The following is a 20,899-nucleotide window of genomic DNA, read 5'->3' as shown; positions in this document are numbered from 1 at the left end:
CGGTTAAAACCAACCTCTCTATTAAGTTTTATTTAGAATGGTAAATCGTCTCCAATTGTGACTGCAGGACCAATTGTTACTGGACTTACTTCTGATAAATCATAGTATTTAGCTTTAGCAGCCGTACGTTTTTGTTTTTGACCATCAACAACCTTTTCATATCCTTCATGTTTTACAGTGATTTTTAAATTTTTATTGATAAGTTGTCTTGCCATATCGTCTGCCGAAGTGAAAACATGATTATTCCCAAATCCACATGCTTTTAATAATGAGTTAACGATTCTTACTGAAACCTCATGTTCGAATGTAAACATGTTATAAAGTACTTTTGCTCCTTGATGATTTTGTGATACATCACTACGAATTTCGAAATCTACTGATAATTTATCTTTACCAGCTTGTGTTTTGCCAGCTTCCGCATTTACAATGACTGCTTCATACTTACCCTCCGCTACTAATTCATACCCTGTATTTACATTTGTTTCATCGAATTTAAAGAATGCTGTCATATTCATTCAACCTCTTTCATTATTTATTTTTTGTTTTTTAGTGTGTTTCTTTTGTTGTTTGCTTGTTCCAATGGAGTTACCCATCTGCAATTTTCTGGAGAATAATCACCATTTACATTTATGCGATCGATAGTCAAGTTGTCTTCGTATCCATTAGATAAGGCCCATTTTCTAAAAGATAAATAATCCGTTTTCCATTCTTCACATATCCGTATCCCTCTAGCTCCGTAATATTTATAACTAATGCTATTTTTGTAATAACATCTTTGCTTCATTCCTGCCAATATCGTGTATAATCTTTCTTTGTTTGTGAATCCGTGTTTATAATTTCTTTCTATCACTTCTTTTTTTGCTACTTCATTTTTATAACAACCACAACTTTTCGAAGTTCCTCTTTTTAGTGTTTCTGATACTACTTTTTTTATTTTTCCACATTCACATTTACATAACCAATAAACCCCTCCGTTTTTAGCTCTATCTCCAGTTATAGATAAAACAGTCCATCTACTACATGTTCTTCCGCTTAAATCATGATATTTAGGCACCTTTATCACCTTTTAATGAAGAAAGTAATTCTTCCTGTAAGCATCCTTTTGATTGACTTAAGTGGTTTTTAGCGAATATGGATTCATTTCCTTCAAACATAACCCCCCGTGTACCATCTGCTTTTATTACCAACCTACCGACTACATGCACAATTCCCATTATATGATTCACTATTTTGTCTCTTATATCTGGAATCATCTGTGTGTATTGCTGTCCATCATCATGGGTGATATTTCTTGTTGTCTCCCAAGCTGTGAAAATAACATTTGCATCTAATGAATTAAATGTTTCTACTAATTTTAGAAGATGGTTATCTAGTAAAGCATAATCCTTTAATTCAGGCATACCGCTCTTCGTATTTTCACCTTTTTTAAGTAACCATAACTTTTGGTAATGCGTTAAATTATCAACAAAGATGTTATCGTATTTAGCGATATTTGCTTTTGCTAATGCATAAAATTGTAGGATGCTATCATGTGGATTTTCACCAGCAATTTTAGCTACATCTACATTTTCATATCCTTCTAAAACTTGGCTTGTCCCATCAATATCCAAGACTAATGTTTTACCTGGTAACAATCCAGCAACCGTTGTTTTACCGTTACCTGGCTTTGAATAGATAATGATTTTTGCTTTTTTACTTTTAGTAATGGCAGCACCGTTTGTGATTTCCAATTGATTCACTCCTTCGCCATGCTTTTCAAAACAAAAATAGAAGCTTCCAAATCAAAAATTTTACTTTCTGTGTTCCAAATATTTTGTTCTACAATCGGTTTCTTTTCTATTAGCCTTTCTAACTCTCTTTTGTGTTCACTTAACCTTCGTTTTTCCACACTTAGTGACTTTTCTAGTTCTTCAATTCCACCATTCAAAACGGCAGCACCTCTTTTTGTTTACTCATTTCATTTGCTTCTATCAACGCCTGCAATCTTTTTTGTAAAATGTGACGCTACATATTGTTTGATACAATCTGTAGCATCGTGTATGAAATCACCATCCATATCTCGGTACTCTTCACCAAAGTAGATCTCTTTACTACAACTTTGACAATAATCCATCACGTTATTGAACGAGGAATCCTGACAGTTCCCGATTGCCATTGCATTTTCGACCATTTGATATCCCCTCATTTACTTTCTTATAAATCAGCCAATCTTCTGGATTTTAACTGTGTGAGTGCATATGAATTGTTTCACATTTGTTTTGCTTTTTACCGTTGTTTAGTAACGTGCCCCCCCTATAATTCATCAAAATACTGATTAAGAAATACTTTCATTTCCTTCGCTTTAAATAACCAACGGTTATTTTTTTGTTTTGCAAATACTTGGACACGCGAATCAGCAACTACATATTCCATTAACCAGTCATAACTTCTACTTGTCTCGTATTGAAGTCTTTTCATATCCCACCAAGTTCCAATCCCCATTTCTACCAAACGTTCATTTACTTGACGAGCAACTTCTTTTTGTAAATACTGATCATCAATGATGACCTGGACTGTCGCTGCCATTAAGAAGCCTCCTTGTTTTCTAATAATTTGATGATTTTCTCTCTTACTTTCTTTCCTTCTCGTTTTCCTAAAAGAATATCGGATAAATAAGCGCTTGAGATATGTAGCATATCCGCTAAGTCTTTTTGTTTCATCTCATTGAGAATCAACCACATTTTAATTTTTTTACCAAAAGATGTATCCATTTCATTCACTCCTCTTTCTATTTTGGATAATAAGCTAATTTTTACGTTTTATATTGACTTCACAATATCTAATAAGCTATTATAAAGTCATAGCTAACTAGCCCTACATATATAGCCTTTATACGTTGCAAAACGTGTGTTTATTGGCCTTCTTTGTCGTGCTTTCCTAGCTAAATACGAAGCTTATGAACAATATTATATTATCCAAAAAGATATCAGTCAACAAAAATATTATATTGGATATTTTTTGTTCATTCGTGTAAGGATGAATGTTATGAATATTGTGGAGAGAATAAAAAAATTATGCAGCAATCAAAAAATAACCATCGCTGAATTAGAACGTCGCATTCAATTATCTAATGGGCAGATTAGAAAATGGTCGAACCAAACACCAGGCATAGATAAAGTCCAAAAAGTAGCCAACTATTTCGGTGTATCAATCGATTACCTAATCGGACACACCAATCAAGTGATGACAGATAACACGAAGAACACAGAAGATTTTACAGAAAAGGATCGTAAAGACATTGGCAAAAGAATGGAAGACATACGCAACGATTTAACAAGCACCGACGGATTAATGTTTTCTGGCGAACCACTTTCCGAAGAAGCTCTTGATTCCTTGATGGATGCTATGGAATACATTGTAAAACATACAAAAAAAATGAATAAAAAGTACATCCCTAAAAAATATCGAAAAGACAGCCAGTAAATAAACAAAAGGAGAGAGTCTCTTTGGGGTATTACGAAAAAAAGGAAGCGCTAAAACTAGTAAAAAGGTTCCAGACAACAGATCCTTTTGAAATAGCTGAACGATTACAGATACACGTATTTTATAACAACCTACATCCTCACATCATGGGTTTTTATAAATACGATAGAAAAAACCAATATATTTGCATTAACAAAAACTTAGACACGAATGATCAAACCGCAACTTGTTCACACGAATTAGGGCATTGTAAAATACATAAGCATATCAATACCCCTTTTTTACGTGTTAATACCTTTCTAACTGTTGATAAATTAGAAAGACAAGCGAATTTATTTGCTATTGAACTGTTAATGCCAGATGAAGATTGGTATGCGTATACAAAGGATTTTCAAACCTTAGACGAAATTTCCAGTTACACCGGCATACCAAAAGATTTATTACTACTCAAATATCAAAAAACAATGGGAGCGGAGCAAACGAATGTTTTTTCTATCTCAAACTAGAATGGAGAGATTAAATTGGCTAGTTTTAGAAAACGTAACGATAAATGGGAATATCGGATTAGGTATAAAGAAATGGGGAAATACAAAGAAACATCCAAAGGTGGTTTTAAAACAAAAAAGGAAGCTCAATTAGCTGCTGCTAAGATTGAAGAGAAATTTGCTAATGGCGTCGACGTAAATAACCATAATATAACATTTAATGATTATATGTATGAATGGTTAGATACTTATAAAAAAGGAACGGTTTCTGAACGAACGTATATCATTTACAGAAAAAACATTCGATTGTTCATATTACCTACATTTGGTAACCTAAAATTAAAAGATTTAACTCGTGTGAAATATCAAAAATTCATAAATTCCCTTCTAAAAACACGTAGTAAGCAAACTGTATCACTGATCAACGCTACAATGCACAATGCATTAGAAATAGCAGTTAATGAACTTGAAATTCTCACTAAAAATCCGACAAACAAAATTTGTATCAAAGAACATAATATAATCGACAAACGATCAGAAATTAAATGTTTTGACATAGATGAATTAAAGTCATTCTTAGATTATGTTTTGAATGAACAAGCTACTTTTAAATACTATTCCCTGTTTATGTTTTTATCGCGGACCGGCTTACGAATTGGAGAGTGTTTAGCTTTACAATGGGATGATATTGAATTTAATAAAAAACAAATCTATATCAACAAAACATTAATAACTACTCAAAGAAATGACCTTATAAAATTCGGCCCACCTAAAAATAAAAGTAGTATCAGAATACTTACTCTAGATGATTCTACATTATCGCTTTTAAAGCAAGTGAAAATAGAGCAAGCTAAAAACATCTTAAGAAACGGTAAATATTATCAGAATTATAATTTTGTATTTACCAATGAAGATAACTCTTGCATATTACGAGCTTCAACGTTAGTATTTTTAAAAGAAGCATGCAAAAAAGGCGGATTCGAATATATAACATTACATGGATTCAGGCATACACATGCTGTGCATCTGCTACAAAGTGGAGCAAACATAAAATATGTTTCTGAACGTCTAGGACATTCCACTATTAACATGACAGCAGATGTTTATCTACATGTAACAAAATCTATGGAAGAAACCTCAGTAAATCAATACGATGAATTTTTGAAATCACGTGGGCAAATTGTGGGCAAGCGGTGTTAGTAAAACGGCCAAACAGCTTGAAACACAGGGATTTAGATACAAATAATCATAATACTGTATTATGATGAAACCCTGTCACTAACTGTTCATCCGACTCCATATGTACTTCTGGAAGTTCTAGCGTTTTTTGAATTAACGTTGTAAAATCATCATTTTCAATTTTTTGTACACCTTCTAAACCTGCAATGTCATATGAAAAGAATCGATCAGAGTACGAGCCTTTAATTGGCATAACACAGTTCGTTGTAGCTAATATGGCACCAGTAAATTTTTCAAAAAGGCGTCTTTGATCATACCATGCCTTACCGATGTTTCCTTTTAAATGTTTATATTTTTTCAGCTGCGGGTATCCGTGTGCTGGTAGCATTTCAGAATGCGTATAAATATTAATGTCTTTTCCTTCTGTTTGCTTTAATAGTTCTTCTAATGCAAATAAATTATGGCCCGTAACTACAATTGCTTTACCTTCTACACGATTTTGTGTAATTTGTACAGGTTCTGGCACACCAAAATGATTCGTATGTGCCTCATCCAATAACTCCATCACCCGTAAAGCTGATTTCCCAACTTTCATAGCCATATCAATATGCTCTTGTTCGTTAAAATTAGAATTTGTTAATGTCATATATAAAGCTTCTTGTGTTGTAGCATCTACAAATGCATCCGTATACCCTAGCTGAGCAGCATGTGTGCGATAAGCTGCAATTCCTTTTAGCCCAAACACAATCGTATCTTGTAAACTCGCAATCGTTTCATTCTTACCACAAACACCCATCACTTTACATCCGCCTGTTGGCGTTTGTTCACATTGATAACAAAACATATCATCCCACCCTCTCCCAATCATTTATTACACCTTAAGCATAATACCCATTGAAAAAAAGTGATGTGATATCAATCACAATAATATATAAAGATTTGTGACAGTTCATATTGTTGACATAATATTTTTATTGACACTAAAAAATGTACATTAGTGTGCACACATCTTTCGATACTTTTAAATAGCTAAATAATTAATTTGGAGAAATATATACAACGAAAATTTTTTGAACCCTTATACAAATAGTTGCAATTCATCACATATGAAAATAGACATACAAAAACGCCATCCTTTTCTATCATTCAATAGAAAGAATAGCGTATTTTTTATTTTAAGGAACTATCATTTTTTATTAAAGCCTTTATTGTAAAGCTTTTTATTTACAATACATTTACACTATCTTAACATTACTTACATTATTTATATGATATATTTATATAGAAACTACTTAAGAAATTTCATATACATTTTATCTTTATGATCTCTTATCTAATCAATAAAAAGATCATGTTATATTTTTATAACAGGGGTGAATTAGAATGACTGAAACTTTAAAAACACTTATAATGCTTGATGCTACTTACGTTGTTATAGCAATTATGACAGTTCTAGTATTTGTATACTTGGAATTAAAATCTCAGTAATACATGCTGGCGTAATCGACAGATTCAGCATTTAAATATAGTTAGAAGAAAGAGAGGAGAAAATTATTTCTCCTCTCTTTTGTATTTCTACAATTTCTTATTTTAATAAATCCAATGTATCTAAAAGTAATCCTCTGTCTCCTACTTCTCCATGACCAGGTACTACCGAATCTATATTTCCATATCGCTTCAGCACATTCTCAATCGATGTAGACCATTCATTTACGTATGCATCTGCAACATTCCCTAAATCTTTTGCTTCCGCAGATTTCACTAAACAGCCTCCAGCTAAAATTTTATATTGTGGCAACCAAACAACAATATTATCTTCTGTACGTCCTTTCCCTGGATGGAACGTTTCTACTTTTGTATTGCCAAACTTCAAACTCGTAATTGTTTGTAAATCTCCAAGCGGCTCTTCATATCCATTTTTCTTTGCTAATTCTGCAGTTAATGCTGTACTATGCGCTTTAATACCTCTTTCTTTCAACGTTTTTATTCCGCCAATTCGATCAGCGTGCGCATGTGTAATAATGAAATCCGTTACGCGCTTCTGAAATTTCTTTTCTACCATTTCTATTAGTTCCTTCGTTAATTTGTCATCCCAATCTGAAACTCCACAATATTCATACTTAATCTCCCCTCATTACAAATACTCCATTTTTCTATTACATTTAAAATCAAAATTGTATTTTGTTAAATTATAACATTCAGACTATAATTTATTTATAGCCCATTAACGGAGGTGTTTGCAATGACTCTCTTCGCTTCACCATCATTATTCATAGTAGCAATCATTTCATTTGCACTAGCTTATTTCATCGGAGTAAAACAATACACTTGCCTCTTATCAGGATTCAACGAACGCCGCGTGCTTGATAAAGTGACACTATCAAAAATAGTAGGTCTTTATAATTTAATTGCTGGTGTCATTGCGACAATCGGTAGTGTCTTCACTACTCCTAATGCCAAAATCTTATTTCCTATCATTATAATTGGACACGTTATAATCGCGGCTTATGTAAATACACGCATGGTGCAGTGAAAAAGATCACCCAAATGGGTGATCTTTTTTATAATTTATCAACATATTGCTTCGCTTCTAGTAAGGAAAAACCAAAAGCTTCTCTTACTCTCTTAACTGCTGTAATTTTTTTGCCTTCTTCTACAAGCTGGCGTAGTTCTTTATTAATTTCAGGTTCTCTTTCTACAATTCCCAATTCTTTCGTAATTAATTGTAATCTATCTTCAATTCTCTTTAAACGCGCATCATTTTTCTTTTCAATTGTAGTTAATTTTTCAGCGATATAAATGAATCCAAAGGCTACTATCAGTATAACCATCCAGAATTCCATGAATGTTCCCCCTTACTAACTTTCATTTGTTTTATTTCACTAACTTATGTAAATTTTACCACAAGAAACATTTACTGTATAATACCACTATATCAAACTGTTAATAAAACCTATTATTTTAGGGGGACACTTTATGAAAAGATTTTTAAATACGTTACTTCAATTTGTAGTTCTTTCAATCATGCTACATTTATTATTTGATATAGTGGGTTGGCTTGTTTTCAATGCACCAATTAAAAACAAACAAATCATCATTTCTTTAATAACAACCTCATGGGTTATGTACATGTACCGAGACAAATTTTTTCAAAAGTTCACTTCAAACTAACTAAAAAAGAAAACACTTCATTGGTGAATGACGAAGTGTTTTCTTTTTTTTACTACTGTATAATAAAAATAATATTCTGTCTTTAAAGAAAGGAGTCACCATGAACTTAAAAAGTAGCAATATATACGAAAAAATGAATCAATATTCCGTTGCAGGTTTAAGCCTCGCTGTTATACGTAATGGCAAACTAGATGAAGCGACTGCCTTTGGAACACTTGAAGATGGAACAACTAGAGCTGTTACTACAAATTCTCTCTTTAATTCTTGCTCTATCAGCAAATTCATCACTACAATGCTCGTACTAACATTATCAGAGCAAGGTATCGTATATTTAGATGAAGACGTAAATGATAGACTTACATCTTGGAACATACCTACCAATCTATTTACCTCACAGAAAAAAGTCACCCTGCGAAATTTATTAAGTCACCAATCTGGAATTATTGATCCTCCTAATAGTTTTGAACATTTTACATTTGCACAAGGGCGACCAAACTTATCTGAACTCCTTGCTGGTAAAACATCATATTGTTCAGTACCAATAGAAATAACTTATAAACCAGAAAGTGAATTTCACTACTCTGATGCAAACTTTTGTATTATCGAACTACTACTTGAAGATATAACTGGAAAACCATTTAACCTTTTACTTGAAGAATATATCTTTCAGCCACTACAAATGAAAAATAGTACACTCTTCTCTCCAAAAGACATAGATAAAACCGATGTTTTTGCTTGCGGCCATAATAAAGATAGAACTGTAACAAATGAGAGATTTCCATTTTATCCATTCGCAGCTGCTTCAGGCATTTGGACAACACCAACTGACTTATCAGCTTTAGTCATTGAAATCATTCATTCCTTACAAGGAAAGGGCAAACTAAAACTTTCTCAAAAATTAGTACTAGACATGATTTCTCCTCAAGGTTGCTCAAAATGGACTGGATTAGGTGTTTTTCTAGATGATTCTAATGAAGAATTACAGATTTATTCACTCGGATGGGGCGTCGGATTTCAATGTATGATGGTTTGTTATCCATACTGCGGGAATGGCGCTGTTATTATGACCAATTCCGATTTAGGTGTTCATCAAATGGAAGGGATCATTGGTGAGGTTGTAAAAACGTTATCCTTATAATGAAAATAAAGAAGCTGTTCCTTCCAGCTTCTTTATCTATATAACATTTTTCGCAACAATTTTTATATGTTCTGGTGCGATAATCTCCGTTATACTTTCCTGGAAATCTTCATGTAACATTTCTTCCAAATGTTCTAACTGCACTTCAACATGAGTGCATTCTAAATTATGTATATTTAATAGTGCATAATGATCTTTTTTCTTAATTACTAAATATTGATTTTCCTCTGTCACAAGTACAGAACCTAATCGGACTCCTAGTAAGCGTTGATCATCAAACTTCATAATTACTTCTCCTTCCCTTATATAAACGAAACTACAATGAAAATAATTACATTTATGGAAAAACACACTTATTTAGACTATATCATAATTTACTAAAATATAAATATCATTTTTCCTTTTAATAAAGTGAAACTTTAATCAGTGGAGGCCTTACTGTCCGTTAATGTGGGATGAAAATCCCTATTTTTTCATATATTTCGATACAAAAAACTTTCTCAACATGAAATTTGAATTTTCAGTTTTTAATTCTATGAAAATCTATTATAATAAAGTTAATAAATGTTTGACCTCTCCTAATTCATGTACATATGGATGATCAGTAGTTATTGCTACTGATCTATTTTTTTGATTTCAGAAAGCAAATATACTGCATCCTTTCCTACACCACAAATAAGCGCAGAGCCTCTTTGAGATTGCCACGGCAATCCGATATAATACAATCCTCTTACTGGACTAACTCCCTTTATATGATTAGGAAACCCTTTCTCATTCACTGCCTGTTCAATTTCAATCCAATTATAATTTTGAACAAAACCAGTTGACCATATAACGCTTTCTGCACTATAAATATCACCATTCTGAAACATAATGTTATTTCCTGATGCACTTACTACTTTTTCTTGTAGTTTGATTGCTCCATTACGAATAAGTTTCTTACCTTCAAAACCGAAAATAGGGTCCTTTCTCTTCTGAAACCATCTTCCCCTCTTTGTATTTATTTCAGCGTACAATAAACCCACTTTTTCTAGCAGATTAAAAATACTTTTTCCAAAAAGTTGTAACGGTAAAAACGTTAAGGGATGACTAATAGACACCGTAACTTCATGCGTTTTTGCAAGTTCTACTGCGATTTGCATTCCTGAATTTCCGCCACCTACTACAAGTACCTTCCCCTGTGGAATTTGCGATGATGATCTATATTGTGATGAATGTATTTGAAAAATATGTGGTGAAAGATTTTCTGAAACTGAGGGAATAAATGGTTGCTGAAAACCACCTGATGCAATAATAACTTTTTTCGTTTGTAAAATTTCTGTAGGAGTATGTAATTCAAATATTTCTTTTTCTTTCTTTATTTTTAGAACTTCCGTTTGTAATTGTACCGGTAATTGAAAATGTCTTGCATATTCTTCTAAATAAGTTGCAATTTCATCTTTATGTGGAAATTCATTCCTTGCTCCTTTTAATATCCTACCTGGTAAACTACTATATTCACTCGGTGTAAAGAGCCGCAAAGAATCATATCTATTTCTCCATGAATCACCAATTCGGTTTCCTGCCTCGAGTAATAAAAAATTATATCCTGCCTGCTTCAAGTAGTATCCTATTGTCAATCCCGCTTGACCAGCTCCAACAATGATTGCATCTAACATCTTTTCCCTCCTCCTTACAACAAATGAATATATGCTCATTTGTTCATGTATTTTATCATACGATTTATTTTTCAATAATTCAATCTGTTTAACAACATGAAAAAGAGCAGTTCACTACTTTATGAACTACTCTTCATTACATTTACCACGTAACTACACTACTTAACCCATGAATATTTGTATATGAATCCTTTCTACTCCGACAATTTTTCCTCATAAAATATAATTCTATTTAAAAACGGATCAATCACAGTTAATTCAATTGTACCCCAAGGTGTTTTTTCTATATTCGGCTTCGAATAAGCATATTCTTTACTTAATAATACAGAATGATAATCCTTTACATGATCTATTTTGATCCGAATCGTACCACCTGGTGAGGCATCACCATGATGTTCTGATAAATGTATCACAGTATCATCTAACGAAATTTGTATATATAATGGCATATTTTCCTCATACCGATGTTCCCAATCCAGTTTAAATCCTAAAAAACCTATGTAAAATAGTTTTGCTTTTTCAATATCAAAAATTCTAAATATAGGTGTAATCATTTATAACTTCATCTCCTATTTATAAACATCCGCAGCCAATTCCCTCAAAACATCCACATTCACTACTTCAAAGCAACCATTGTTTTTCTTTATAATCTCTTTATCACAAAAAATATTTAATGTACGTAATAGGTGCCGATAACTCGTTCCTAACAATTCAGCTGTTTCCGTTAAATTCCCACTAAACACAATTCGATTTCCGTGCTGCACCGCTCGTTCCCCTGCTGCTAACATGTAACTTGCAAGTCTATTTTCAAGTGGATATAGTAAATTAATTGTACTATTTTTTGAAAGTCGATTTAACTTATGTGCTAACGATCCACAAATACATCTTAAAAATTTCGCATCATGAAATAGCTGATTTCTCACTTTTCCTAAAGGTAAAGCAACACAATATGAATCTGCCATTACTTGTACGTTTGAAGCAGTCTTTTGAGAATGAATTAACTCAACATCTCCTAACAGCTGCAAACTATCATAGAAACATAGCAATACAGATTTCCCGTTACTTAATGTATTAAACGCTTTCGCTTTTCCTTCAACGAAGAAAAATAAATACTCTATTTCTTCATTTTCTCTACAAATAAACTCATTCTTTTTAAAAAATATAAGTTCCATATATGGCTTCATATCATGACTAAAAAATGAATCAATATTATTTTTCTTCATATACTCTGCTAGTTTAATAGAATTACATACTTTCTTCATAGTCCCCCACCTTTACAACTCATCCCCATTGTAATTAAAATTTTCTTCTTCCACTATGACATATGTCATAACAATACACAATTTCAGCATGATACAGTCATTACAAATATGAAATATAAAGGGGATATTACATTGTATAACTTTCTTTCTGTCTTTATTGGTGTGCTCATCGCCGTTATGCTCCCATTGAATGGAATTTTATCCGAGTTAATTGGGAAGTATACAGCAAGCGTTGTCATTCACCTCGTCGGTTTAATTGCAGTTATCTTCATTTTAATCTTAAACAAACATAAAATTCATTTCGATAAAGGTATTCCGATTTTTTTATATAGCGCTGGAGCGATTGGAGTATTCACTGTTCTTTTTAATAATATAAGTTTCTCCGTCCTCGGTGCCTCTATTACGATCGCATTAAGTTTACTCGGTCAATCTATTGCTTCCATCGTTATTGATCATTTCGGCTTATTAGGAATGAAAGTTGCAAAGTTTGAAAAGAAAAAACTAGTTGGATTAGCATTCATCTCTTCTGGGATTATTATCATGACAATTTATTAATGGGGGCAAAAATATGTTATATATTACGATCGCTATTTTAGCTGGTGTTTCTATCGTCGTTGCTAGAATTATTAACGCGAATTTAGCAAAGGAAATTGGAAACTGGGAAGGCACGTTTTTCAATTATATTACTGGATTATTTTTCTCTATGTTATTTTTAATTTTCAGTTCAGATTCATTGTATATCCCTATTCATACGTTGCAATCTATTCCTATCGCCGTGTACTTAGGCGGATTAGTAGGCGTTATCGTTATTTCATTATCCAACTATATTACTCCTAAAATATCAGCCTTTTATTTAACATTACTCATCTTTATCGGACAATTATTTGCGGGGACTATTATTGATTTCTTCCTGACAAATGAACTCTCTATCGGTAAAGTTATCGGTGGCATTTTCGTATTAATTGGGCTCACTTACAATTTACTCATAGATCGCCCGATAAAAACTGTGAAGCATAACCAAGTTCAACTATAATACTTTACGCTTACCTATCATATATTAATAGAAAAGCTCTTCACACAAAGTAATAGAGAGGAGAAAATCCTATTAAAAAAATTATTTTATTGTTAGGTAGCGTATTAATTATTTCTGGAATTGTATGGTTTGTAAACTCGGGAAAATCTATTCAAGATCTGTATACTGCAAATAAGCCGAAAAAGAAAGCTACTATTATTTCAAGCTCCCGAGATCCAAATGAGCCTCCTGTTTTTTTAGGAAAACAGGAAATAAAAGATATACATGTCGAATCAATTAAAACAAAAAAGGATATCTTTCTCACAAAAACAGATGAGTTAAAAACGTTTATTAACAGTATGAATACCGCAAAAAAAGGCAAATTAACATTGGATGAGGAAGGATCAGATTTAATAGATTGTGATATGTGGATTACTTTCGAAGATGGAACTTATAAAAAATATTTCATATGGGTAGTTGATCATCACAACAGCGAAGTGATGATTGCTCAGCAAGATACTCCTGATGATGTAAACCTTACGTACTATCAGTTAAACGAAGATAGTTCAAAAAAAGTTTATAATTTATTTAAAAAAATTATTTAAACGAAAAAGTCATGAGCACGCGAGCTCATGACTTTTTGCACTATATATACTCCGGGAACACTTTACATCCCTTTTCCTGCTCTATATCATGACCAAAGAAAATAATTGGTTTCTCTTTCGCCACAACTTCTTTTAAACGTTTAATTGAAGATAAAGCTAATTCTGAATCAAATCCTGCAAACGGCACTTCATCTTCAAAATTCTCTTTCGTATAAGATGCATCAATCGTTAATAATATCGGACCGGATTTTTCTGTCTCAATTAACAGTGACTGATGCCCTGGCGAATGTCCTGGTGTATACAATAACCGAACACCAGGTACCACTTCATAATCCCCTTCAATAATTTTGTAGTTCAAATGCGGCAATATACACTCTTTCAAATATTCTTCTCTATATTGCGCCGCCTCATATTCAGCACGCTGTATAATGATTGGCGTATTCGAAAAAGCACCATTTCCTCCCGCATGATCAAAATGCAAATGTGAACTAATAATATATAGGAGATCATCTGGCTCATACCCTGCACGCTTTAAAATAGTTATGATTCTATCTTCTTCAGTCATTTTCGGTAAAATCTGTCCTTCAACAAATGTACCGTTAAAAAGACCTTCATTATTAACCGCAATTTCTGGCATACCTGTATCTACTAAAATAGGCCCTTCTTCCGTCTCCAAAAGATAACACCATACAGGTAAGTTCAATAAATTTCCCGGTGTGAGCGTACTATTAACAGAAGAATGGTCTAACATACAACGACCTGCTGGGATGAAATAAAGCTTTTTTACTGTCATTATGTATCCACCTTTACATTTAATTTAAGATAAAGTAACACAATAAAAAATTCTGCTTTTTAGAAATAAACTCCTTCCACACTTTCATACCAGCATAAATAAAAAAGAGTGTACTTTTTTACATAATGGCATTTCACCATCTATAATAAAAGAGTAAATGACTCTTACTTTAATGGAGGGAATAGAAATGAAAGCAATTGGTTTACATGAATACTTACCTATTGAAGAAGAAAACAGTTTAATTAATATTGAAGTTGAAAGACCTGTTGCTACAGGAAGAGATATACTCGTTAAAATTAACGCAATTTCCGTTAATCCAGTTGATACAAAAGTTCGCTCTCCGAAAGATAAAAAAGAAGATATAGCAAAAATACTCGGCTGGGATGCGAGTGGTATTGTCGTACAAACGGGCGAAGGTTGTACGTTATTTAAAGAAGGCGACGAAGTGTTTTACGCTGGAAGCATTACGAGACAAGGTACATATAGTGAATATCATTTAGTTGATGAAAGAATCGTTGGTAAGAAACCAAAAACGTTAAATGATGCTGAATCTGCCGCAATTCCTTTAACAGCGATTACAGCTTGGGAAGGTTTATTTGAACGTTTAGGCATTGATCATACTAAAAAAGATACGAACTCATTTAAAAACATTTTAATTATCGGCGGAGCTGGTGGTGTCGGTTCAATTGCAATTCAACTGGCGAAATGGGCTGGACTAAATGTAATTGCAACTGCTTCCCGCGGCGAAACGATAGACTGGGTTAAAAAGCTTGGAGCTGACCATACAATTGACCATCATGCCCCTTTAAAAGAGCAATTACAAAGCCTTGGATTCAGCGATGTAGATTATATTTTCTGCTTAAACAATACAGATCAACATTGGCAAGCAATATGTGACCTTATTAAACCACAAGGCAAAATTTGCTCTATCGTAGAAAATGAACACCCTCTTGAAATGGGTATTTTAAAAAGTAAAAGTGCTACACTCGTTTGGGAGTTTATGTTTACAAAAGCAATGTATGAAACTGGCGATATGATTACGCAGCACGAACTATTAAATAAAGTAAGCGAACTACTAGATGAAGGCATTTTAAAGACTACCTTAAATGAAACATTAACACCTATTAACGCTGAAAACTTAAAGAAGGCACATGCACTACTTGAAAGTGGACGTACCATCGGGAAAATCGTATTAGAGAAATTTTAATCATGATAGTGACAGATAGTATGTGAAATTATATTAACGATTTTTCGAACATATCTATCATAACGTACAATATATCAACGATTTTTCAAATATATCTATCATAACGTACAATATATCAACGATTTTTCAAATATATCTATCATAACGTACAATATATCAACGATTTTTCAAATATATCTATCATAACGTACAATATATCAACGATTTTTCAAATATATCTATCACAAATCAAATTATATCAACAATAAGAAAAGGCTGTTCCAGATGAACAGCCTTTTCTTTATTTACTTGAAATCTCTTTATTGTTTTGAACGTCTAACGGAGCTCGCTTCCCTATTCCAAAAGCATAGAAACTAATTGTAACGATAGCTAAGAAAATAATACCTACAACTAGTGAAATACGAGTATCATCGTTAAACCACATTCCGATTAATACCATAATTAAAAAGGCAATCGTTAAATAGTTTGTTACAGGAGCAAATGGCATTTTGAACGGATGATCTTTCATCTCTGCTCCCTTTTCTTTTCTAAAACGAATTTGACTAATTAAAATGACGAACCATGGTACCATACCAGGAAGTACGCTCGCACTATATACATATACGAATAAGTTTTTCGGTGCAATATAGCTTAATACAACACCAACCGCTAAACCGATAATTACGCCAACTGTACCAAATAAAGGTACACCATTTCCAGAAAGTTTTGTGAAATATTTTGGTGCTTGTCCATTTATCCCTAACGTATAAAGCATACGTCCAGCACTATAAATACCACTATTACAACCAGACATTGCCGCTGTAATTACAACGAAGTTAATAAGTCCAGCTGCTGCCGTAATACCAACTTTCGCAAAAGTCGCTACGAACGGGCTACCAATTGTACTTAATTGATCCCACGGATACACAGTTACAATAACGAAAATAGCACCAATATAGAATATTAAAATACGCCAAATTGTACTTTGAATTGCTCTTGTAAGTGTCTTCTTCGGATTTTTCGCTTCACCAGCAGTAATCCCGATTAATTCCACACCTTGATATGCTCCAACTACAAGTGATAATGCAAAGAAGAATCCTGAAAAACCACCTGTAAAGAAACCGCCATTTGACCAAAGATTAGATATACCAATCGCTTCTCCACCGTTACCAATTCCGAAGAAAATAAGACCAAATCCCGCAATAATCATTAATAGAATCGTAACAATTTTAATCATCGCGAACCAAAATTCAAATTCACCAAATGACTTAACAGAAATTAAGTTAGCTGCACCAAGAATGACCATGGCAATTATACCTGGTATCCAAGCTGGTAAATCCGGGAACCAATATTGCATATACGCTCCAACCGCGATAATTTCTGACATCCCAACGATAACCCACTGGAACCAGTTACTCCACGCTGTCATATAACCAGCTAGCGGATGAATATACTTATGACCGAATGTCGCAAATGAGCCTGTACTTGGCTCCATATACAACATTTCTCCCATGGCACGCATAATGAAGAAGATAAAAATACCTGCAATTGCATAAGCAAGCATTACTGACGGACCTGTCCATTTAATTGTGCTGGCTGACCCCATAAACAAACCAACACCAATCGTTCCGCCTAAAGCAATCATTTGAATATGACGTGCTTCTAAACCTCTTTTCAATTCTTTGTTTGCCACTTCACTTCCCCCTCTTAGATGATTCATAGCCGCATTTTAAAACAAGATGCTTTCCCCTAATTCCTTTCGGCCCTGAAAATGATGAAGCAAACGTCATTTTACACTAGCTTTAAAGCTATCCTAAAATCGTTTTGTGCTCCTAATAAAATTCTCAAAACCTTCATCTTCCAATATTCTATAAATCTTAAAATTACTTACCTTATATTAATTCATTAATCTGAAAAATTCAATTATTTTTTCAATAAATTATTATACATAAGCCTGCTTAATTTTTAACTAAATTAACAATAAAATACATCTATTCAATATGATTCCGGTATGAATATTATTACAATATAAATAACCAAGGATGGCATTTCTTCCTCGGTTTCACATCTCATGTACTTCAATCTTCATAGTTGATAACGTGATTTCCCAAACGTTAGATTCATATACCAATCAGAAATTTAATATATTAATAAATTACTAACTTCTTTAGTCCAGTCCAATTTTGAGGCATAAAATATAAAAGAGTCTCATTTTTAATGAGACCCTTTTACCATTTCATATTTAAATTGCTTTTGAAGTTTGTTTACCTAAAATAAACACTTTAGTATACACCATCATAATAACTACAATAACCAGAAAATAAAGTGGCATCACCAGTAACGAGCCTGTATGCAGCTGACTCATTCCCAAAATTGTCACCGTTACAATTATATAGTACCCTAAGCTAAACAATGCACCAGCTGTACCAATAACATCTTGAAAATCTACTAATGCTAAACTTAAACAATTAGGTAACGCTACTCCAATTCCTAATAGCAATATAAACATCGCTACTAAAAATCCAATCATATATATTATATTTGGATTTGATCCAACTGAAGTAATAATAGATAAAACGACTGCTCCACCTGTCATTACAAGACAACCGATATATATAATTTTCTCTGGCTTATAAGTAACCAGTAAACGTTTTGAAACTTTCGCTCCAACAATAGAAGCAGACGCAACAACAATTCCTAAAAATCCATACGTACTGGGTGATAACTGAAAGTATTCGATAAAGATAAACGGTGCTTCTGCATAATAGCTAAATAAAACACCATTTGCTCCTCCAATTAATAGCCCATATGTTACTACTTTCGGATTTGTAATTAATCTTTTCAATACTGAAAAGACATTTATTTTATTTGTCACTGAGTCTGTTTTTGTTTCTGGAAGAGAAACAAACGTATACAGAAAAATCCCGACACTCATAACAACTAAACTTAAAAATACTATTTTAAATCCAAACATTTGATCAAGAAAGCCCCCAACTAGCGGGCCTATCGCTGGTGTAAAAGCAATGACTGCCGAAATTTGAGCAAACATAACATGGCGTTTATGCCCATCTACACTTTCCCGAAGAATCGTTTGTGTAACCACGGATCCTGCACTTGCTCCAAACGCTTGAATAAAACGACTTAGCAATAAAACTTCAATGGAATTTGCAATAAAGCACAAGAAACTCCCAACGCCATATACGACAATTCCAAGTAACATCGCCCGGCGACGACCAATTATATCTGATAACCAGCCAATAAAAAATACACCTAACGCAAATCCAGCAAAATACACACTAAGTGTTAACTGCACCTCATTATTACTTACCTGTAATGCCTTTGAAATGTCTGGTAAAGATGGTGTGTAAATCGTTTCACTAATTTGCGGAAATGCGACAAGAACAATCATTAACAAAAGTGATGGTACCGAGACTTTTTTCATTTTTCATACCCTCCTATAACTTTGAAAATCTCAGAAGTAAAAAGACTTTCCTAAGCTATGGAACAGGAGGGGCCATTATAGAAATCCGGTCATAAAACAACAAAGAAAACACCTCAATTACGTATGTTAATACTTATAGGAGGGTAATATTAACATTGATTTTAAAACATACTTTTTCTATTATATTACATATTACTTTTATTTTTCTAGTATTAACGTTCAAATGTTCTTTTTATATTAGTGAACAACTAATACACCCCATAGAAGATAACAACTTGATATAACCACCTTATTATGGAATAATTAGAAATAGTTTGAATTTATAAACCTAATTATAAAATGATAGACCGATATATTCCTAATATCATAACGCTGAACAAGTAGGAGGACTTTCGTAATGATTGAAATTTTAAGGACAGTAGTAAACTTTCTAATTTCTCTATTCTCAGGAGAATTACCATTTGTATATTATGTATGGATTATTACCCTATTCCTAATTCAAATAATCCAATCTACTCTAAACTATAAACTCTTTAACAAGAAAGAGAATTTCAGCACTTATATATCAGAAGGATTACTTGCTTTTATTATTTTATTGTTTGGAGGAATATTAGTATCTAAGTTACTTGCTTACATAATAGAAGACCCTACTATTAGTATGACGAATTTAACACATTATTTTGTTTCTCTTGTCATATTAACTATATTTGTCGTAATAACCTGTGTTAAAGACTTTATAGAGACATCTATAAAGAATAAAAATATATCTCTTTTTAGCTTTTTAGTAATTTCCTTAATAACAAGTATACTTTCATTCAAGTTTTTATCACCTTTCATTGAAGGTTCTTTTTCTCTTTCTAAATCTTTTATAACTACTTTAATCATTCTAGTAACTGTATCCATTCCTCTATTAATTTCTTTAGAGGAAAAATATGCAGATGAAAAGGAAACGGAAAATTTATAGCTTCTCATTTATATAAAAGAAAGAGGGAGCTCCCCTCTTTCTTTTATATTGTTCTATTTCACAAGACTAAATCATTCCTTTTAATATCAATCCTAAAACTGACATTATTATCGTACTAATAATAATTCGCAAAATCCAAGTTGTGTTTGTACTTATTTTTTCTAATTGCTTATTGATTGTTGCTATGTCTTTCTCATTAATAGTGGTACGCGTTTCTAAATTTCGAATGTCTCGCATAATTTCTTTTTGCTCCGCCTTGAGACTGTCAATTTTAGCGTAAACATCTTCCATATATTCACACCCTCTGTTCATCTTAATAGAAAAATCTATATATATTATGAGACAACCCTCTTACCTGTGAATACATTCCGTATATCCGCGTACCAAATTATTTGTACATTTTAATTGAATTACTCACATGTTTCCATTCTTCTATTTATAAATTAGCGTTAAGATACGTTCAAATTAGAAAAAGTATCCCTTGCTTATTTAACAACAAACAATGTGCAATCCAACATTCGGGAGCACCTACGATAATTTCT

The 20,899-nt window shown here is 32.7% G+C and carries 27 protein-coding genes and 2 pseudogenes; 11 read left to right on the top strand and 18 right to left on the bottom strand.

Features of this window, described 5'->3' with window-relative positions; all coding sequences use genetic code 11:
* Positions 1-32: 32 nt before the first annotated feature.
* The 7 genes from MHI28_RS30270 to MHI28_RS30240 all read right to left on the bottom strand — a co-directional run bounded on the left by MHI28_RS30270 (position 33) and on the right by MHI28_RS30240 (position 2,750).
* The gene (locus MHI28_RS30270) at positions 33-515 is read right to left on the bottom strand and encodes a DUF669 domain-containing protein (protein ID WP_340828428.1); all 483 of its coding nucleotides are present in this window, start codon (positions 513-515) and stop codon (positions 33-35) included.
* Between the two features lie 17 nt (positions 516-532).
* Positions 533-1,054: a hypothetical protein gene (locus MHI28_RS30265; RefSeq protein WP_340828427.1), complete on the bottom strand. Its 522-nt coding sequence runs from the start codon at positions 1,052-1,054 to the stop codon at positions 533-535.
* A complete protein-coding gene (locus MHI28_RS30260; RefSeq protein WP_340828426.1) occupies positions 1,047-1,730 on the bottom strand; it encodes an AAA family ATPase in 684 nt (227 codons plus the stop codon). The genes MHI28_RS30265 and MHI28_RS30260 overlap by 8 nt, the downstream gene beginning before the upstream one ends.
* 5 nt (positions 1,731-1,735) lie before the next feature.
* Positions 1,736-1,927: a hypothetical protein gene (locus MHI28_RS30255; RefSeq protein ID WP_065485851.1), complete on the bottom strand. Its 192-nt coding sequence runs from the start codon at positions 1,925-1,927 to the stop codon at positions 1,736-1,738.
* A gap of 30 nt (positions 1,928-1,957) precedes the next feature.
* Positions 1,958-2,170 carry a hypothetical protein gene (locus MHI28_RS30250; protein WP_340828425.1) on the bottom strand — a complete coding sequence of 71 codons (213 nt, stop codon included), beginning with the start codon at positions 2,168-2,170 and terminating at the stop codon, positions 1,958-1,960.
* Between the two features lie 122 nt (positions 2,171-2,292).
* Positions 2,293-2,565, bottom strand: coding sequence for a DUF771 domain-containing protein (locus MHI28_RS30245; protein ID WP_197234289.1), 273 nt, complete (start codon positions 2,563-2,565; stop codon positions 2,293-2,295).
* Complete coding sequence (locus MHI28_RS30240; RefSeq protein WP_340828424.1) at positions 2,565-2,750, bottom strand: helix-turn-helix transcriptional regulator; 186 nt, start codon at positions 2,748-2,750, stop codon at positions 2,565-2,567. Before MHI28_RS30240 ends, MHI28_RS30245 begins: the two co-directional genes overlap by 1 nt.
* 274 nt (positions 2,751-3,024) lie before the next feature.
* On the opposite strand from MHI28_RS30240, the gene MHI28_RS30235 reads away from it, so the two are divergent.
* From MHI28_RS30235 to MHI28_RS30225, 3 genes are read left to right on the top strand one after another with little or no spacing between them, the layout of a single operon-like run.
* Positions 3,025-3,462, top strand: a complete 438-nt coding sequence (locus tag MHI28_RS30235; RefSeq protein ID WP_197234285.1) for a helix-turn-helix domain-containing protein — start codon at positions 3,025-3,027, stop codon at positions 3,460-3,462.
* A gap of 23 nt (positions 3,463-3,485) precedes the next feature.
* Positions 3,486-3,968: an ImmA/IrrE family metallo-endopeptidase gene (locus MHI28_RS30230; protein WP_340828423.1), complete on the top strand. Its 483-nt coding sequence runs from the start codon at positions 3,486-3,488 to the stop codon at positions 3,966-3,968.
* 15 nt (positions 3,969-3,983) lie between these two features.
* Positions 3,984-5,147, top strand: a complete 1,164-nt coding sequence (locus MHI28_RS30225) for a site-specific integrase (protein WP_340828422.1) — start codon at positions 3,984-3,986, stop codon at positions 5,145-5,147.
* A gap of 49 nt (positions 5,148-5,196) precedes the next feature.
* On the opposite strand, the pseudogene MHI28_RS30220 reads toward MHI28_RS30225, so the two are convergent.
* Both MHI28_RS30220 and bla read right to left on the bottom strand, forming a co-directional pair.
* Positions 5,197-5,970 (bottom strand): annotated as a pseudogene (locus MHI28_RS30220) (hydroxylamine reductase); the annotation flags it as partial.
* A gap of 741 nt (positions 5,971-6,711) precedes the next feature.
* A pseudogene (gene bla / locus MHI28_RS30215) lies at positions 6,712-7,227 on the bottom strand (subclass B1 metallo-beta-lactamase); the annotation flags it as partial.
* A gap of 141 nt (positions 7,228-7,368) precedes the next feature.
* Between bla and MHI28_RS30210 the strand changes: the two are divergent.
* Complete coding sequence (locus MHI28_RS30210; RefSeq protein WP_000171767.1) at positions 7,369-7,659, top strand: DUF3784 domain-containing protein; 291 nt, start codon at positions 7,369-7,371, stop codon at positions 7,657-7,659.
* Positions 7,660-7,687: 28 nt separating this feature from the next.
* Here MHI28_RS30210 and MHI28_RS30205 read toward each other — a convergent pair whose 3' ends face one another.
* The gene (locus MHI28_RS30205; protein ID WP_340828421.1) at positions 7,688-7,969 is read right to left on the bottom strand and encodes a hypothetical protein; all 282 of its coding nucleotides are present in this window, start codon (positions 7,967-7,969) and stop codon (positions 7,688-7,690) included.
* Between the two features lie 133 nt (positions 7,970-8,102).
* On the opposite strand from MHI28_RS30205, the gene MHI28_RS30200 reads away from it, so the two are divergent.
* On the top strand, positions 8,103-8,297 hold the full coding sequence (locus tag MHI28_RS30200) for a hypothetical protein (RefSeq protein WP_000819656.1): 195 nt from the start codon (positions 8,103-8,105) through the stop codon (positions 8,295-8,297).
* Positions 8,298-8,397: 100 nt separating this feature from the next.
* A complete protein-coding gene (locus tag MHI28_RS30195; protein WP_001050192.1) occupies positions 8,398-9,435 on the top strand; it encodes a serine hydrolase domain-containing protein in 1,038 nt (345 codons plus the stop codon).
* 36 nt (positions 9,436-9,471) lie between these two features.
* On the opposite strand, the gene MHI28_RS30190 is transcribed toward MHI28_RS30195, so the two are convergent.
* The 4 genes from MHI28_RS30190 to yeiL all read right to left on the bottom strand — a co-directional run bounded on the left by MHI28_RS30190 (position 9,472) and on the right by yeiL (position 12,355).
* Positions 9,472-9,720, bottom strand: a complete 249-nt coding sequence (locus tag MHI28_RS30190) for a hypothetical protein (RefSeq protein WP_000666947.1) — start codon at positions 9,718-9,720, stop codon at positions 9,472-9,474.
* 329 nt (positions 9,721-10,049) lie between these two features.
* Entirely contained in the window at positions 10,050-11,093 is a 1,044-nt protein-coding gene (locus MHI28_RS30185) for a flavin-containing monooxygenase (protein WP_000882899.1), read from the bottom strand.
* Positions 11,094-11,287: 194 nt separating this feature from the next.
* The gene (locus tag MHI28_RS30180) at positions 11,288-11,647 is read right to left on the bottom strand and encodes a glyoxalase superfamily protein (protein WP_340828419.1); all 360 of its coding nucleotides are present in this window, start codon (positions 11,645-11,647) and stop codon (positions 11,288-11,290) included.
* A 15-nt stretch (positions 11,648-11,662) separates the two neighbouring features.
* Complete coding sequence (gene yeiL / locus MHI28_RS30175) at positions 11,663-12,355, bottom strand: transcriptional regulator YeiL (protein ID WP_000754833.1); 693 nt, start codon at positions 12,353-12,355, stop codon at positions 11,663-11,665.
* A 108-nt stretch (positions 12,356-12,463) separates the two neighbouring features.
* Here yeiL and MHI28_RS30170 point away from each other — a divergent pair, with 108 nt between their 5' ends.
* From MHI28_RS30170 to MHI28_RS30160, 3 genes are all read left to right on the top strand, one after another.
* Positions 12,464-12,910, top strand: coding sequence for a DMT family transporter (locus MHI28_RS30170; protein WP_002082423.1), 447 nt, complete (start codon positions 12,464-12,466; stop codon positions 12,908-12,910).
* A 13-nt stretch (positions 12,911-12,923) separates the two neighbouring features.
* On the top strand, positions 12,924-13,388 hold the full coding sequence (locus MHI28_RS30165; protein WP_000965812.1) for a DMT family transporter: 465 nt from the start codon (positions 12,924-12,926) through the stop codon (positions 13,386-13,388).
* An 89-nt stretch (positions 13,389-13,477) separates the two neighbouring features.
* Positions 13,478-13,972: a hypothetical protein gene (locus MHI28_RS30160; protein WP_000901705.1), complete on the top strand. Its 495-nt coding sequence runs from the start codon at positions 13,478-13,480 to the stop codon at positions 13,970-13,972.
* Positions 13,973-14,012: 40 nt separating this feature from the next.
* Here MHI28_RS30160 and aiiA read toward each other — a convergent pair whose 3' ends face one another.
* The gene (aiiA, locus tag MHI28_RS30155; protein ID WP_000216598.1) at positions 14,013-14,765 is read right to left on the bottom strand and encodes a quorum-quenching N-acyl homoserine lactonase AiiA; all 753 of its coding nucleotides are present in this window, start codon (positions 14,763-14,765) and stop codon (positions 14,013-14,015) included.
* 187 nt (positions 14,766-14,952) lie between these two features.
* Here aiiA and MHI28_RS30150 point away from each other — a divergent pair, with 187 nt between their 5' ends.
* Complete coding sequence (locus MHI28_RS30150; RefSeq protein ID WP_000643781.1) at positions 14,953-15,972, top strand: zinc-binding alcohol dehydrogenase family protein; 1,020 nt, start codon at positions 14,953-14,955, stop codon at positions 15,970-15,972.
* Between the two features lie 280 nt (positions 15,973-16,252).
* Here MHI28_RS30150 and MHI28_RS30145 read toward each other — a convergent pair whose 3' ends face one another.
* On the bottom strand, positions 16,253-17,644 hold the full coding sequence (locus tag MHI28_RS30145; protein WP_001284408.1) for an amino acid permease: 1,392 nt from the start codon (positions 17,642-17,644) through the stop codon (positions 16,253-16,255).
* Positions 17,645-18,193: 549 nt separating this feature from the next.
* Positions 18,194-19,393 carry a multidrug effflux MFS transporter gene (locus tag MHI28_RS30140; protein WP_000758020.1) on the bottom strand — a complete coding sequence of 400 codons (1,200 nt, stop codon included), beginning with the start codon at positions 19,391-19,393 and terminating at the stop codon, positions 18,194-18,196.
* Between the two features lie 397 nt (positions 19,394-19,790).
* On the opposite strand from MHI28_RS30140, the gene MHI28_RS30135 reads away from it, so the two are divergent.
* A complete protein-coding gene (locus tag MHI28_RS30135; protein ID WP_000570035.1) occupies positions 19,791-20,357 on the top strand; it encodes a DUF5823 family protein in 567 nt (188 codons plus the stop codon).
* A 66-nt stretch (positions 20,358-20,423) separates the two neighbouring features.
* Here the strand turns inward: MHI28_RS30135 and MHI28_RS30130 are convergent, their stop codons facing one another.
* Positions 20,424-20,648 carry a hemolysin XhlA family protein gene (locus MHI28_RS30130; protein WP_000390464.1) on the bottom strand — a complete coding sequence of 75 codons (225 nt, stop codon included), beginning with the start codon at positions 20,646-20,648 and terminating at the stop codon, positions 20,424-20,426.
* Positions 20,649-20,899 lie beyond the last annotated feature (251 nt).

Source organism: Bacillus sp. FSL K6-0268 (assembly GCF_038005425.1).
Classification (GTDB): Bacteria; Bacillota; Bacilli; order Bacillales; family Bacillaceae_G; genus Bacillus_A; species Bacillus_A thuringiensis_S.
This window is presented reverse-complemented; position numbering and strand designations above follow the sequence as displayed.